Annotated in this window: 11 protein-coding genes; 8 read left to right on the forward strand and 3 right to left on the reverse strand. The window is 58.7% G+C overall.

The window, feature by feature from the left end:
- The first annotated feature begins 791 nt into the window (after positions 1 to 791).
- The 7 genes from nifB (at position 792) to NKL06_RS12165 (ending at position 7896) form a co-directional block, all read left to right on the forward strand.
- Positions 792 to 2270: a nitrogenase cofactor biosynthesis protein NifB gene (gene nifB / locus NKL06_RS12135; protein WP_023694287.1), complete on the forward strand. Its 1479-nt coding sequence runs from the start codon at positions 792 to 794 to the stop codon at positions 2268 to 2270.
- Positions 2271 to 2301: 31 nt separating this feature from the next.
- Positions 2302 to 2496 carry a 4Fe-4S dicluster domain-containing protein gene (locus tag NKL06_RS12140; RefSeq protein WP_023672218.1) on the forward strand — a complete coding sequence of 65 codons (195 nt, stop codon included), beginning with the start codon at positions 2302 to 2304 and terminating at the stop codon, positions 2494 to 2496.
- Positions 2497 to 2594: 98 nt separating this feature from the next.
- Positions 2595 to 2915, forward strand: coding sequence for a nitrogen fixation protein NifZ (locus NKL06_RS12145; RefSeq protein ID WP_023672219.1), 321 nt, complete (start codon positions 2595 to 2597; stop codon positions 2913 to 2915).
- Positions 2912 to 3124, forward strand: a complete 213-nt coding sequence (gene nifT / locus NKL06_RS12150) for a putative nitrogen fixation protein NifT (protein ID WP_023672220.1) — start codon at positions 2912 to 2914, stop codon at positions 3122 to 3124. The genes NKL06_RS12145 and nifT overlap by 4 nt, the downstream gene beginning before the upstream one ends.
- A gap of 32 nt (positions 3125 to 3156) precedes the next feature.
- Positions 3157 to 4050, forward strand: a complete 894-nt coding sequence (locus tag NKL06_RS12155) for an SIR2 family NAD-dependent protein deacylase (protein ID WP_031198798.1) — start codon at positions 3157 to 3159, stop codon at positions 4048 to 4050.
- 85 nt (positions 4051 to 4135) lie between these two features.
- Positions 4136 to 6004: an ABC transporter ATP-binding protein gene (locus tag NKL06_RS12160; RefSeq protein WP_031210702.1), complete on the forward strand. Its 1869-nt coding sequence runs from the start codon at positions 4136 to 4138 to the stop codon at positions 6002 to 6004.
- Positions 6004 to 7896, forward strand: coding sequence for an ABC transporter ATP-binding protein (locus tag NKL06_RS12165; protein ID WP_023685024.1), 1893 nt, complete (start codon positions 6004 to 6006; stop codon positions 7894 to 7896). The genes NKL06_RS12160 and NKL06_RS12165 overlap by 1 nt, the downstream gene beginning before the upstream one ends.
- A 555-nt stretch (positions 7897 to 8451) precedes the next feature.
- Here NKL06_RS12165 and NKL06_RS12170 read toward each other — a convergent pair.
- The 3 genes from NKL06_RS12170 to nifA form a co-directional block, all read right to left on the reverse strand.
- Positions 8452 to 9492: an LLM class flavin-dependent oxidoreductase gene (locus tag NKL06_RS12170; protein ID WP_084567743.1), complete on the reverse strand. Its 1041-nt coding sequence runs from the start codon at positions 9490 to 9492 to the stop codon at positions 8452 to 8454.
- Positions 9493 to 9580: 88 nt separating this feature from the next.
- The gene (gene hisC, locus NKL06_RS12175) at positions 9581 to 10720 is read right to left on the reverse strand and encodes a histidinol-phosphate transaminase (protein ID WP_031210700.1); all 1140 of its coding nucleotides are present in this window, start codon (positions 10718 to 10720) and stop codon (positions 9581 to 9583) included.
- Positions 10721 to 10945: 225 nt separating this feature from the next.
- On the reverse strand, positions 10946 to 12709 hold the full coding sequence (gene nifA / locus NKL06_RS12180; protein ID WP_023694282.1) for a nif-specific transcriptional activator NifA: 1764 nt from the start codon (positions 12707 to 12709) through the stop codon (positions 10946 to 10948).
- Positions 12710 to 13846: 1137 nt separating this feature from the next.
- Here nifA and NKL06_RS12185 point away from each other — a divergent pair.
- Positions 13847 to 15175, forward strand: coding sequence for a dicarboxylate/amino acid:cation symporter (locus tag NKL06_RS12185; protein ID WP_023706359.1), 1329 nt, complete (start codon positions 13847 to 13849; stop codon positions 15173 to 15175).
- Positions 15176 to 15322: the final 147 nt, after the last annotated feature.

Genomic DNA, 15322 nt, shown 5'->3' on the forward strand with positions numbered 1-15322 from the left:
TCGTCTCTATGAGCCACCGGGCCGCAGATCGGGTCGACGAGGCCCTGAACCGCCCATCGAGCATGCCCTAAGCAGATACCCGCTCAGGGACTCTACGATATGTGAAGGTGCTGACCGCCCCGAGCGAGCTGGAGATTACGCTCGCCATACGCTGGCCAATTGTCGTGAACGTCCTGCCCACGTTTCTGCAGACGGGTAATTGAGCGATCGTCGTCCTGGACGCTAAAGGAGAGCCGGAGATTGCCGCCACTGCCGGCAATACCCACGCACCTCAATCAGGCACTCGCCGCCTCATATCACAGGCCGTAACAGATCAAGCGAATTGCGGCTGCCGGCCAGTCGCATCGGCGCCTCCGCAGCAAGGTATCTCCTCTTACGGCCGCATCCGAACCATGCCGCTTGTCGCCCGCATCTGACGGCACGCAACCGGCTGATCGACGCGATTGACTAGGCCGGTTGGGTTCTTCCAGGGCGGCTCGTATCCTCGGCCTCACGCCATGGCAAATCGGCTACGCCCTGGGCCGGCATGGTATCAAGGTGAAGAAATTCCAGACGTCGCGATGACGTCAAGCGTAAGCAGCCCGGAGTGGTCTCGCTCACACTCTGCGCGCCCGAGGCTGCTAGCCTCGCGACCCTATTTGCTTGTCCACTGTCGTAAGCCCGACAAAGGTGTGTCGGAGCAATCCGAAGGAATCTGACACGAGAAGCCTATTCGTGAACCGAAACAGCTCTTTGAGCTGGCATAGCTCTTGCGCTTTGAACTGCGACATCACGCAGCAACGGAGCCGTTCATGTCTGCACCGGCAATTTCGCTTGAGAGCCTCAGCACGACATTCGGTGACCAGTTGCTTGGCACCATGAAACCCGGTGGCTGCGCGTCTTCGTCCTGCGGCTCGTCGACAAAGCCCGACGACACGGATCCGGCTGTCTGGGAGAAGATCAAGGATCACCCCTGCTTTTCAGAAGAGGCGCATCACTATTTCGCGCGTATGCACGTCGCGGTCGCGCCGGGCTGCAACATCCAGTGCAACTACTGCAATCGCAAATATGACTGCGCCAACGAAAGCCGGCCTGGGGTGGCCTCTGAAAAGCTGACGCCCGATCAGGCGCTACGCAAGGTGATCGCGGTCGCCAATGAGGTGCCGCAGCTTTCCGTGCTCGGCATCGCCGGACCGGGCGACGCCTGCTACGACTGGAAGAAGACGAAGGCGACCTTCGCCAGGGTCGCCAGGGAAATTCCAGACATCAAGTTTTGCATATCCACGAATGGGCTGGCGCTGCCCGACCATGTCGATGAGCTTGCTGACATGAATGTCGATCACGTGACGATCACGATCAACATGGTCGACCCTGAGGTCGGTGCAAAGATCTATCCTTGGATCTTTCACGATCATCGCCGCTACGTCGGCATTGAAGCCACCCGGATCCTGCACCAGCGGCAGATGTTGGGCCTGGAGATGCTGACCGCGCGGGGCATCCTCACCAAAATCAACTCGGTGGTGATCCCGGGCGTGAATGATGAGCATCTGATCGAGGTGAATAGATGGATTAAGGAGCGAGGCGCGTTCCTGCACAACCTTATGCCGCTGATTTCGGACCCGGCCCACGGCACGCACTACGGTCTGAGCGGGCAGCGCGGCCCAAACGCAATGGAGATGAAGGCTCTTCAGGATCGTGTCGAAAACGGCGCCCAGTTGATGCGCCACTGCCGGCAGTGCCGGGCAGATGCCGTGGGCCTGCTCGGAGAAGATCGTGGCCAGGAATTCACAGTCGACCGGATTCCCGGCGAGGTCACCTACGATGCCAGCAAACGCAAGGCCTATCGGGAGCTGGTCGCGGAGGAGCGCCGTGATCACGTCGAGGCTAGGAGAGAAGCGATCGGATTGGTCAAGGCAGCGAGCCCCGGCAAGTCCCTTCTCTTCGCGGTGGCCACCAAGGGCGGCGGCCGCGTCAATGAGCATTTCGGCCATGCGAAGGAATTCCAGGTTTATCAAGCCTCGCTGAAAGGGATCAGCTTCGTCGGGCATCGGAAGGTGGACAAGTATTGCCTTGGCGGCTGGGGCGCAGAAGCCGCCCTCGATGGCGTCATCGCAGCGCTTCAAGGCATAGATATCGTGCTGTGCGCCAAGATTGGAAATTGCCCGCAGGATCAGCTCGCGGAGGCTGGAATCAGAGCCACCGACGCCTGTGCCCATGACTATATCGAGACAGCAATCAGCGCGACTTACATCGCCGCATCTGGGACCCCCACACTCGCGGCGACGGCCTGAGCTGTCTCATTCATTCGGACCAGGAGTTAAAATGGCTTTCAAGATCATCGCATCCCAATGCACCCAATGCGGCGCCTGCGAATTCGAATGTCCTTCCGGCGCGATCAAGTTCAAAGGCGAGAGCTACGTGATCGAGTCACAGAAGTGCACCGAATGCGAGGGGGTCTTCGATGCGCAGCAATGTGCCTCGGTATGTCCGGTGCCGAAGACCTGCGTTCCTGCGTAACGGACATTGGACTGCCGACATGGTTGGGGGCTGCCTACGCAGGACGCCTGGAACGCCTTGTTCGCAATCTCAGCCGCAAGAGAAATCAGGGAACGGACATGTCGCTCGGACGCGAAGAGGAGATCGAAATCCGCAGGCCTCCACGATTCATGCCGGGAGAGCGGGTACGTGCCACTCGCCACATAAAGAATGACGGCACCTATCCTGGCAGGGAGATCGGCGAAAATCTCGTGCGGAAGGGGGACGAGGGATATGTGCGCGACATTGGCACCTTTCTCCAGCAGTTCTTCATCTATGCGGTCGAGTGGATCGACCGTGGCACCGTAGTCGGTATGCGAGCGCGTGAACTGATGAGCCTCGACGAGGCCGAGGCGCCCTGCAGTGCTGAAAGCAATACCAATGAAGGGACGGCCAGATGAAAGTCATGATCCGCAGGACCGATGCTGGTTTGTCAGCGTATGTCCCCAAAAAGGACCTCGAAGAGCCGATCATCAAACTCGAGAAGGAAGAGTTGTGGGGCGGAACGGTCACGCTCAGGAACGGGTGGCGGCTCCTCCTACCCGATCTCCCACATGATACGCGTCTGCCGATCACCGTCGAGGCAAGGAAGATTTCCGAAGAGGGCTGATGCTGCCCCTAGGTGCGTCGCGAGGAAACGAGATGAACACGATCCTGACATCGGGCCACCTCGTCATTGTGCGGGACAGTTTTGCTGAAAAGCTGCTTGACCTGGCGAAGGAAGCGCTCGCCGCCGATGAGGTGATCCCCTATCTCGGTCCGGGTCTTCTTGAGTTGAACTGTGTGGAACCGCCTGTGCCGCATACCCCGGAGGTTGTTGCCGCGGCACTCAATGCACGGGCTCCAGCCCCTTCCAGGATCCGCACCAATATGTGGTCGGTTGCACAGTTCATCGAACAGCGCCGGCATCGCCGGACGCTTCAAGCTTGGATGACCGACATATTCGCAGCGCCGGTGGGGCCGACCCCCTTCCACGCCTGGCTCGCAAGGCTGCCACTCTCCCTCATCATCGACAGCTGGTATGACAGCGCGATGCGCACGGCTCTGGTAGAGACCGGCCGAACGGACGTCGTTGAGATACAAGGCGTCACGCGCGCGAATGAAATCGGCAACATTTGGACGAAAACCTACGATTTGTCCGGGAGGGAGCTCGACCCCCGATTGGGGGCCAAGACGGTTCTCTATTCACCTCACGGGAGTATTACGCCCGCGCAAAACTTTCTCGTCGCAGATTCCGACTACGTCGAAGTCCTGTCCGAAATTGATATCCAGACACCGATCCCAGACGCTGTGAAGGAACGGCGCATCACCCGTGGATTTTTCTTCGTTGGCTGCCGCTTCAACGATCAGATGCTGCGCACCTACGCCAGACAGATCATGAAGCGCTCCCGCGGTCCCTATTGCACCGTAATGGACGCGGAAACCCTGACCAGAAACGAAGCGCGTTTTCTTGCGGCAAGCGGAATCACGGTGATCGACATGCCACTAAGTCAAGCGGCGGCTCGGCTTGTGGGAACGGGCACGGCTGCAGGTTGAGGACGGGATTAACAATGGCGGATGCCTTTGATGATGTCTGCTTCGGCTTTCCTCGAAGGCGCAAAATGCAGTCGGGAATACACCCGTGAACAGTGAAGCTGTCAGCGGCGCAACGAACGCACTGAATTCGTTGGCCCATGTTGAAGCGGCGCGCTGGGGCCGGGATTTGAGTACGCTGTTGCGCATCACGCGTATGAATCTGCGCCATCCGTGGCAGGTCGCCCTCGCTATGGGCTCGACGATCATGGCGGCAATCCTCCAGTTGCTCATTCCCCAGCTTCTCGGCCGGGCTGTCGACCAGACCCAGACAGCTATCGGGGGCGGTGTCGCGGGGGCTGCGGCAGGACAAGCGCTCTGGGCCCCGGCTCTCCTGCTGCTCGCCGTCAGCGCGCTACGCGGCGTTTTCACGATGGCGCAGAACTATTTTGCCGAAGCCGTCGGGCATCATGTCGCGTACGAATTGCGGCTCGCCTACTACGACAAGATCCAGCGTCTCAGCTTTTCCTTTCACGACCGGGTCCATTCAGGCGATCTGATAACCGCCGGAATGCTCGATCTCGAAGGCGTGCGGATGTATTTTTCCACCGGGCTCATGCGGGTGCTCCTGCTGACGATGCTGATCGGGATTGGCGCTTACATGATGATCTCGACCGATCCGATGCTCGGCTTGGCCGCGCTCAGCTTCGTGCCTTTTGTCGCTTGGCGCTCATCGACCACACAGCTTAGGCTGCGCGCCACCTGGCTCGACCTCTATGAGCGCCTTTCGGTACTAAGCCGCGTGATGAAGGAAAATCTCGCAGGTATCCGTGTGGTCCGCGCTTTTGCGGCTCAATCCTATGAGATGCTGAAGTTCGACGGCGCTTCCAAGAACGCGCTCGACCTCGCCAACGATCTCGTTGACATCTACGTACCCAACACGTCGGCGATGACCTTGTCCTACTTTTTCGCAATGGGATTGGTGCTTGGGATCGGTGGCAACAAGCTCGTCGCTGGCGAGATCAGCGTCGGAACCATGGCGACCTTCCTGACCTTCATGACCATGCTGCAAATGCCAGTCCGCCAGATCGGTCTCATGGTCAATGCGTTTGCCCGCGCTTCTAGCTGCGGTTCGCGGCTTTTCGGTCTCCTCGATCAGGAGATCACCATCAGGGATGCTCTCGAGGCCAGACCGCTTGAGATAAGTGACGGCACTCTGCGCTTCCACAATGTCTCATTTGCCTACCCCAACGCCGAAAACCGCGCCATTCTGAAGAACCTCAGCTTTGAGGCCCGGAGAGGCGAGACGATCGCTATCGTCGGTCCGCCGGGTTCCGGCAAATCGACGATGGCTCATCTGGTCCCCCGCTTTTACAACGTGACCGGTGGCGCCATCACGTTGGACGGCCAGGACATACGCAATGTCACCCTCGAGAGCCTTCGCAAGGCGGTCGCGGTTGTACAGCAGGATGCGTTCCTATTCACAACAACGATCGAGAACAACATCGCTTATGGCGATCCCTGGGCGAAGAGACAGCGAATTGAACGCGCTGGAGAATTCGCCCAGCTCCACGACTACATCCTCGGGCTCCCGGCAGGGTATGAGACGGTCGTGGGCGAACGCGGCGTTTCTCTCTCTGGCGGCCAGCGCCAGCGTCTCACGATTGCTCGCACCATGATGCTGCGCCCCTCCGTCATCATTTTCGACGACTCGATGGCCGCGATCGATGCCGGCACCGAGCTGCGCATTCGCGCGGCGATGCGGCGCTTCGCAAAGGATCGGGTGACGATCATCATCGCGCACCGGCTGAGTGCGCTTAAGCATGCCGATCAAATCCTTTTTGTCGATAAAGGCGAAATCGTAGAACGCGGCACGCATGAAGAGCTTCTGGCGAAGCGGGGACGCTACAGGGCCCTTTACGATCTCCAGACGCGCCCGGGTGATAGCATTATTAGCCAGGATGGGGGCGCCCGCTGATGGACCAGGGCCGCGGCGAACTCGAAGCCGAACGTGACGATGGGAGACGCCCTCCGCGAGCGGTCGTCGGCTCGCACCGGATCGAGGAGGAGATGTTCGGCCGGGCTTTCGACAAGAGCATCCTCCGTCGCATCTGGGGCTTCGTCCATCCCTACCGGGCAAAGGTAGTTGTCACGATTGTCGCGATGCTGATCTTCACCGGGACGCAGCTTCTCATCCCCTTGATCATCCGCTACGCGATCGACCTCGGCATGAACCCGGCAAGGCCCGATCGCTCAGCCCAGCTTGCGGCCGTCGGCGCGTTCCTTTCGGCGATTTTGGTCAATTTCGCCGCCGGCTACATGCAGGAAGCCTTGGATGGGAAAATGGCCGAAACTGTCCTGTTCGACATCCGCCGCGCCATGTTTGGCCATCTGCAAAAGGTTTCGCTCTCTTTCATGGACAAGACCGAGGTCGGACGCCTGATGTCGCGCCTGCAAGGCGACGTTAACTCCATACAGGAGTTCCTGGAAACCTCGGTATATTCCCTAGGCGATGTTGCGCTTCTCTTCGGCATCGTTTTCGTAATGCTGTGGCTCGACTTTCGCCTCGGCCTCCTGACGCTATCGGTTCTGCCGATCCTGGTGATCGTCCGCATTGTCTGGTTGCCGCGGGCCCGCGACGCCTTCATGGCTGCACACGAAACCAATTCCGTCGTCAATGGCGCGCTGGCCGAAGCCATTCACGGCGTGCGGACCATACAGTCAATGGACCGCCAGCAGGTGAATTTCAGTCTTTTTGACGATCGGGCCCATGCCAACCTCAGGACCCACCTGATCGCTGCCAGATATGCACTGGTCATGGTGCCCATCGTCGATGGCATCACCGGCCTCGCCTTGGCCGCCGTTATTGTGGTCGGCGGCTCGATGGTCATGAATAGCCGTATAGATGTGGGCGTGTTGGTAGCCTACCTATTTTACATCCAGCGCTTCTTTGACCCGATCCGCTCACTCACCCTGCAATATTCGGTCATGCAGCGCGCCATGGCCTCAGGCAAGCGCCTGACCGATGTGCTCGACGTCAAGATCGATGTTAAGGACAAACCCAATGCCGAAGTGCTTTCGCCCGAAATGGACGGCTCGGTCGAGTTTAGGGACGTCACCTTCGGCTACGATCCGAACCGTTCGGTTCTGAAAAATGTCTCGTTCAAGGTCAATCCGGGCGAGACGGTCGCACTAGTCGGACCGAGCGGTTCTGGCAAATCGAGTGCGATGGCCCTGGTCCACCGCTTCTATGATGTTCAGCAGGGTCAGGTGCTGGTCGGCGGACATGATGTACGCGACCTCACCCAGGAATCGCTCGGCCGCCAGGTCGCCATGGTGCTGCAGGAGCCATTCCTGTTCACCGGGACGGTCTTCGAGAACATTCGATACCAGAAGACGGAAGCCACGCGCGACAAGGTGATCGAGGCGGCCAAGGCTGTCGGCGCGCATGACTTCGTCATGAGCCTCGCCGACGGGTATGAGACCCAACTTGGCGAACGCGGCGACAACTTATCTCTCGGCCAGCGCCAGCTTATCAGTTTCGCCCGCGCCCTCGTCGCTGACGCCAAGATCCTCGTGCTCGACGAAGCTACCGCCAATATCGACAGCTACACGGAATTGCAGATTCAGAAGGCTCTGATCAAGCTGCTTGAAGGGCGGACTGGCCTCGTCATCGCCCACCGTCTCGCCACGGTCCGGGGGGCCGACCGCATCATCGTGCTTCAGAATGGCCAAGTTATTGCGACTGGCAACCACGATGAGTTAATAGCCATGGGCGGCCTGTATTCCAAACTCTACTATCTCAACTACGCCTCCTTCGACGACCTTCCCGAACACGATACCACCGTCCAAGCTGGCTCTCAGACCTGACATCTTGGCGGCCTTGTGGTAGTGGCGTTGACTTTCGGGCGTGTCGGCAGACCACTCAGGCCACCGCATCCGGCCAGCAGCCAGCATTCAAGAACGAGCACTCCTCGCAATTCCTGAAGACCGGCTGCGAACGATTTCCTCCAGCATCGTATCCGACCGCGGTGCACCACCATCATCGGGCGAGCTCGCTGGAGGTGTTGGCTGGGCGTCGCAAAGCCGCTCGCGAGCGCGCCCTCAATAGCGCCGTAGCGAGTGACGGCTTTGCCACCGACGGGCCGCTGATGAAGCTGGATTAGTGGGCGCCGCACCGACGCCGCCCCGGGCGAGAAGAACCTCCTGCGGCTGGCTATGGGCAACGACTAGCGCCAGCGCGACGAGCAGACGCGTGCCGGCATCGTGACGCGCTCGGCTACCCTCTCCTTAGGATCGTGCATGTTCACACGATGGCCCAGACGCCAGCCAACGCACAAAGCTGGTATTCTGTGCCGCCTGCTCGTCGTCAGTTTGGCCTCCTCCCGATTGCCCGCCCCACCACGTGCAAGCTCGAGCACATGGTCAGCCAAGTCGAGCCATGATTTCGGATTGAATGGTCCTCGCGGTGGAAAGGGAAGCATCTAGCGGCAGATTTCCAAATGCCATTTGACAAAGCAGGTAGTTGGCACCTGCCTCTTCCAACTGATCTAGCAGAGCTTTTCGCACAGACTCTGCTGATCCTACCACGCACAATTCACTCTCGACTGCCGCATCGAAGGTTAGCGGCAAGTTTGGTGGAGTGGGGATAGCGTTAAGCTCGTAAAGGAATTGGAAGCTCTTGAGCCAGCGTGCGTAAGCAGGTGCCGCGAGCGAATAGGCATGTGTGTCACAACGCCCAATCACGACCATGCGGAGCAATCCGACAAATCTCCCTTGATCCTCCCCGCCTGCGTTGTCCTCTCGATAGGCGCGGAACGCATCAGTAGTTTTGCGAACAGAAGAGGAAGGTCCTACACACGCGATATTTGTTCCATTCGCAGCGGCCCAAGCTGTGGACTCGGGTCGATTGGCAGCGACCCATGTGGGCGGATGTGGACGCTGATGAGGTCTTAGCGTCAAAGGAACGTCATTGAGATCAAAATGGCGGCCTTGATAGCATAGCGTGCCGACCTCCCTCGAATTCACAAGTATTTGCATAAGAATTTCGCTGGCTTCGGCATAACGGCCCGGCACCGCGTCCGCACCAATCCCGAAGTAGCCCAATTCGGTCGGGAGAGCACCGCGCCCTATGCCCAGTTCGAGCCTGCCACCGCTCAACTGGTCCAGCATACAGATCTCTTCGAACGCACGCAGCGGATGATAAAGCGCAAGCAGCATCACCAAGGGTCCGAGACGCAAGCGCCGGGTGCGCTGGGCGACGCTCGATAAGAACAGATTCGGCGATGGACCTCTCCCATGGGGAGTACAGTGGTGTTCTGCGAGATGATAGGCATAGAACCCCAGCTGATCGCACGCCTCTGCTAATATCAGGCGATCTTCGTACTGCCGGCCTATATCGCGGCCATCCTCATCCAAATGATCGAAGATGCCGAAAGCCAGGTTTGAAGGAAAGACGTTTGTCACTCTTTAAGTCCCCGATTTTAAAAGCAGGCTGTTTTCTTGCTGGGATCACCAGCAAGTCGGAAGAGATGTGTGTGATCGCCGATTAGCGTCAGCGTAACGAAGAAGCAGAGCCTGACGCTTCCCTGCCTCTGGAGCTTGGCACCGTTAAGCTTCCAGCAATGTCGCCAGCGGCAGCAAGAAATTCATCCATCTGCTCTTTTGTGCCGATGCTGACGCGGATACAGTGTTCCAAGCCTTTGTCCGGAAAAAACGCGACAAGTATCTTTTGCCTCTCCAATGCTGCTTGCCACCATGAGCCGTCCTGTCCCGCGGGCACACGGGCCAGCAAGAAATTTGCGCGGGAGGGTGTTACGGAAAATCCGAGTTGCGATAGTGCAACTGTCACTCGCTCTCGTTCATCCTTGATGTGCTTGTGGTTGTCTGCGTAGGCGCCGCGATGCGCAAGCACGCTGATACCAACGGCATGCCCGATCACGTTCATGTTGAAGACGTTCTGGATGTTTCGCAGCCTTCCAATAATTTCAGGGTGACCGAAACCGAAACCGACGCGAATGCCGGCGGCGGCATAGCTTTTCGAGAATGACCTCAAGATCAGAAGGTTCGAATACCGGTTGATGAGGCGCAGTCCGTGATCGGGTGCAAAGTCGACGTAGGCCTCATCGAGGACAATCAAGCGGTCCGATTGTGCTACGAGGCGTTCGATATCGCTTATCGGGAGGAATGTTCCGGTCGGATTGTTTGGATTGGCCAACATAATAAACTTGGCGTCTTTTGCCGGACCAGAAAGCAATTGCTCCATTGGCAGGGAATGAGCTTGACATCCGATTTCGAGGAACTCAGCGCCCTGGAGCATGGCAAGTTTGCGGTTGAACGAAAACCCTGGCGACATCATCGCAACCTTGTCGCCGGGTACGAGGAAAGCTCTGTAGATCAGTCCGAGCAGTTCAGACGACCCGTTGCCAGCGATGACCTGATCCCTGGAAACGCCATAGGCGCTGGACGCTGCTTCCCTCAGTCTGAAGTTATCGTCATCCGGATATAGATACTGGCGCTTGAGGGCCGCCACTGCACTTCGCATTATGATTGGCGGCAACGGAAACGGGTTCTCATTCGTATTCAGCTTGATAAAATTTGCGTCCGGCGCTGGTCCGTTGGACGGCAGAGCATCCAACTGTCGTGTCACTTGCGAAAGAGCCGAAAGCACAGTTTGCAGTTTTGCGTCGGACATATTTAACTCCGTTTCAGTCACACAGGGGCATCCGCATGAGCTCGCAACGAGAGCAACATGGCGGACGAGATTGACGATGGCAGGGTTGCCTTTCACACAATGGTCGCAGCGCCGGCTGACATGGGAATTCAGCCACCTGTCCTCGGTCGAATCGAGTTGACGCGGACGCGGATCTGCATCGCTGCGCGGCGCTAAGCGGCTCAGCTCATGCCCAGGGTCATGCTTTCAAAGACGCTTGATCTCGACGCCGTATTTCCTCAGCACGTAGCCAATCTGGCGCGGGGTCAGCCCAAGCAAGCGCGCTGCCTTTGCCTGCACCCAGCCACATCTTTCCATGGCAGCAATGACGCGCTCTATATCGGGCGTCCTCGCGCCAATTGGGTGGGTTGCGCCGGCAAGTGGGTTAGTCGCGGCCGAACTGGCGGCCTCGTCCGGGGGCGTGGCCAAATTCGCTGACTCCGGCAGGATCGGCGGTGGTTGCAGCGCGGCCTTGCCCGATCTGCACTTCCACAGCGCCTCGGCAAAGCATTGGCCTTGGGAGCAGGCAAAGTCGTTTCTCCCGATTGACAGTCCCTCGGCCAGGATCGCTGTCCGGTGCACGCAATTTTCAAGCTCGCGAATGTTGCCGGGAAACTCACATTTCATCAGCACTTCAATCGCACGCGGATCGAAGGTGAGCGTACAGCCGTTCTCGTTGTTGAACTTCTTGAGAAACTCAGCTGCGAGGAGCGGAATATCGCTGCGCCTTTGGCGCAATGCTGGTACCAGCAAGGGAACCACGTTGATGCGGTAGTATAGGTCGGCGCGGAACTCATTCCTTGCAACCGCCTCTTCCAGGTTCCTGTTCGTGGCGGCAATCACGCGAACATCGACCTTGATGGTCTGATTGCTGCCGACGCGCTCAAACTCCTGCTCCTGCAGCACGCGCAGTAGCTTTGCCTGGAACGAGGCCGAGATCTCGCCAATCTCATCCAGAAACAACGTCCCCTTGTCAGCGAGCTCAAAGCGCCCCTTGCGGGAATTGAATGCGCTTGTGAAGGCACCCTTCTCATGACCGAACAATTCGGATTCCAGGACTGTCTCTGGGAGCGCTGCACAATTGAGTTTAACGAAGGGCCGCTTGGCGCGCGGCGACAACTCGTGAATTGCCTTGGCAGCCAGCTCCTTCCCGGTACCGGACTCACCTCGCAACAGAACTGTGGTTTTTGCCTTCGCTACGACCGCGATCTTCTCCAGCAGGGCGCTTATCGCCGGACTGTCACCAATCATCCCCTCGACGTGAACCTTTTTGCGCCGGGGTGCAGGGTGCTTAACATCAGAAAATTTCGTTTGCAGCCGATGTTCCAGCTCCGGCGCTCGCTCGCTGTCGGCCGCGGAGAAGCGATGCAACTTGACTGTCTGTCCCACCATGTTGGCAATCATGGTGAGCAGCCGGACATCATCGTCGAGCCCATAGCTTGACCTGCTTTCCAAAACCCGGTCCAAAGTCAGCGCGCCTATGGCGTTCCCATCAACACGAATGGGAACGCCGATGAACGACACGGTGTCGGAGGCCCCAAGCACCTCGATATCAGTGGCAGTGAAGGTCGGATGCATCACTATGTCGTCGGCGACAAGCGGCGTGTCGGTCGTCACAATCTGATCGATGGCGTTGCGCGGCAGGCGCGACCGGGAGGGCTCATTGCCGTTCGTGCCGCAGCCGCTGGCCACTGTGATGTCCAGTCCGCCCTCGGCATCGCGGAGAGCGATGATGCCGTGCCGCATCTGCACAAACGAGTGCAGGAGGTCGACTACCTTGGCCAACTTGAGTTCGAGCTGGGCGGCATCGGCGAGTACTTTCGATATTTCGAAGATGCCGGTTAGCGCGCGCTCGTGCAATGCCACATTCGCAGGATTCGTGTCGGGCTTTGGACAACCCTTTATCGCATTCGGCAGCGATATGCCGCAGTCGCGGGCATTCTGTTCTGACTTGCTAATGTTGTGGTGCATGTGATCCTCGATCTCGCGCCATCAAATCTAGGCTGGCGGCATGTGCGCCCGCGACGTCGCGGGCACGCGCGAATATGCTCCGACGTGAACTCGTGCCGCCGCCGTGTGGTCGAGTGCAAAGCGGGTCTAGCCCTGACGCATCGCTTGGCTACTCCCTCCACGAAGCTTGGCCATGTTATTGGCTTGCCCCGGGCAAACACACGTTGTTTTCAAAAGACTGGAGCGAGGCGGCATAGTCAATCGAGCTTTCTTTCATCTGTGAAAGGAAACCTCGCGGCCTATGATAGGATTCATCAGTTCTATCTTTGCGTTGAAGCAGAAATACCTGGGCCGGCCATGCGTTGCCCGAGCGGCTGACCGCGCAGAGTGTAAATGCGGGGCCGTGCCATTCACCAGCGCCCGCGAAGGAGGGGCGGGAGCGAGAATAACCGCCAACGGCACTGGTCGGTTGCGGCAACCGCCATCTTTCTCGAGTTGATCAGGCGGCGGCGATGTCGGGTGTGGAGGCGCGAAGCTGGCGTCGAGTACGACTTCGTAGGCGGTGCTCGCGACTTCTGAATCGCATCGTCGTGGTCAGCACCATCACCAGCCTGGGGCCGAAATCGGCACACTCAATGAGCGTATCGAAAAGTCTGAACAGATTACGATGCGACCGCTTGAAAACGGCTGCCCCTGCTGCGGGCGTTGATTTGCAGAATGGGTCGTCCAAAGGACCGTCCGAATTTATTCTGTGCATTGCAGTGGCTGCACGGTGGTAGGCTGTCCAGAAACGAGCGCTTCCGAACAGGGGTAAGTTAGCCTGTCATCTGGACGGCCTTGAACAGGCGACACGATGGGGCCCGGTCCAAAGCCGGCTAACGAGGAACCCACCACGCTCTGTGCAGCAAACCGCTAGCCAGAGGGATCGACCGGCAGCACTCTGCCAGAGACCATCAAGGGCGTTCGGACCGCGACCTTGCCCGCTGGTCTGACACCGCATTCCTCCATCATTGGCGAGCCCACGTCAGTTCAGGTGATGCGGATTCATCTGGCATGGGTATTGCGGCGGCGTTGGTGCAGCGTTCGACCGGAGCGCCGCGATAGGGAGAAGCCCGGGAGAAGTCACGCCACCTCGATCCGGTCAGGGAGAGAGAAACAGTGTCAGCTGCACAAGTCCGCGGCGCGAGTCCCGCGCCCCGCAAACCCTTCTACACCAAGCTCTACGCCCAGGTGCTTGCCGCCATCGCGCTCGGCGTCGCAATTGGCTATTTTTATCCGGAGACCGGCGAGAGCCTGAAGCCGCTGGGTGATGCCTTCATCAAGCTGGTCAAGATGATCATCGCGCCTGTCATCTTCCTGACAATTGCGACCGGCATTGCCGGCATGAACGATCTTCATAAGGTCGGCCGGGTCGCCGGCAAGGCAATGGTTTATTTCCTCACCTTCTCAACGCTCGCGCTGATCGTCGGCCTCATCGTCGCCAATGTCGTCCAACCTGGCGACGGCCTGAACATCGATCCGGCCTCGCTCGATGTCCAGGCCGTGAATACCTATGCCGCAAAAGCCAAAGCGCAGTCGGTCACCGGCTTCCTGATGAACATTATCCCGCCAACGATCGTCGGTGCCTTCGCGGAAGGCGACATCCTGCAGGTGCTGTTCTTCTCGGTTCTGTTCGGCATGGCGCTTGCGATGGCCGGAGAGACGGGCAAGCCTGTCGTTTCCTTCCTCCAGGCGCTCATTGTGCCTGTCTTCAAGCTCGTCGGAATTCTGATGAAGGCCGCGCCGATCGGCGCTTTTGGCGCGATGGCCTTCACCATCGGCAGATATGGCATCGGTTCGGTAGTCAACCTCGCGATGCTGGTCGCGACGTTCTATTTCACCGCCTTCCTCTTCGTGTTCGGGGTTCTCGGCGCAGTCTGCCGGTACAACGGCTTTTCGATTTGTTCTCTCATTCGTTACATCAAGGAAGAGCTGCTGCTTGTCCTCGCAACGTCCTCCTCGGAGGCGGCGCTCCCGTCGCTGATGGAGAAAATGGAGAAGGCGGGCGCCAGGCGTTCGGTTGTGGGTCTCGTCATCCCGGCCGGATATTCGTTCAATCTGGACGGCACGAATATTTACATGACGCTAGCGGCTCTCTTCATCGCACAGGCGACGAACACGGATCTGTCCATCGGCGATCAGGTGCTGCTGCTGCTCGTAGCAATGCTTTCCTCCAAGGGCGCTGCAGGTGTGACAGGTGCGGGCTTCATCACCCTGGCGGCTACGCTCGCGGTAGTTCCGAGTGTTCCCGTTGCTGGGATGGCACTGATACTCGGCATCGACCGATTCATGTCCGAATGCCGGGCGCTGACGAATTGCGTCGGCAACGCAGTGGCATCCCTCGTCGTCGCACGCTGGGAAGGAGAGTTGGACCGAGCACAGATGAAAGCTGCCTTCAGCGGTCATCAGCTTACCGAGGCATCAAACCGGCTACCCTCCTGCAAGTAAGGTGGGCGGCCCACGACCTGTCAAGTCGCTTAGCTGGTCACATAACTGAACGACCGACCCGCAGCCTCTAAACGGCTCCTCACGGACCATGTATCAGAAGCGCTAAATGTGTGAGTGCAAATCGTCACCGCCCTTTAAGCGAATGAG

The organism is Mesorhizobium sp. C268A (genome assembly GCF_040324475.1).
Classification (GTDB): Bacteria; Pseudomonadota; Alphaproteobacteria; order Rhizobiales; family Rhizobiaceae; genus Mesorhizobium.

Bases quoted from the DNA above. Each gene is read 5' to 3' on its own strand.
- nifB (WP_023694287.1), top strand. From the start codon at position 792: ATGTCTGCACCGGCAATTTCGCTTGAGAGCCTCAGCACGACATTCGGT.
- NKL06_RS12140 (WP_023672218.1), top strand. From the start codon at position 2,302: ATGGCTTTCAAGATCATCGCATCCCAATGCACCCAATGCGGCGCCTGC.
- NKL06_RS12145 (WP_023672219.1), top strand. From the start codon at position 2,595: ATGTCGCTCGGACGCGAAGAGGAGATCGAAATCCGCAGGCCTCCACGA.
- nifT (WP_023672220.1), top strand. From the start codon at position 2,912: ATGAAAGTCATGATCCGCAGGACCGATGCTGGTTTGTCAGCGTATGTC.
- NKL06_RS12155 (WP_031198798.1), top strand. From the start codon at position 3,157: ATGAACACGATCCTGACATCGGGCCACCTCGTCATTGTGCGGGACAGT.
- NKL06_RS12165 (WP_023685024.1), top strand. From the start codon at position 6,004: ATGGACCAGGGCCGCGGCGAACTCGAAGCCGAACGTGACGATGGGAGA.
- hisC (WP_031210700.1), bottom strand. From the start codon at position 10,720: ATGTCCGACGCAAAACTGCAAACTGTGCTTTCGGCTCTTTCGCAAGTG.
- nifA (WP_023694282.1), bottom strand. From the start codon at position 12,709: ATGCACCACAACATTAGCAAGTCAGAACAGAATGCCCGCGACTGCGGC.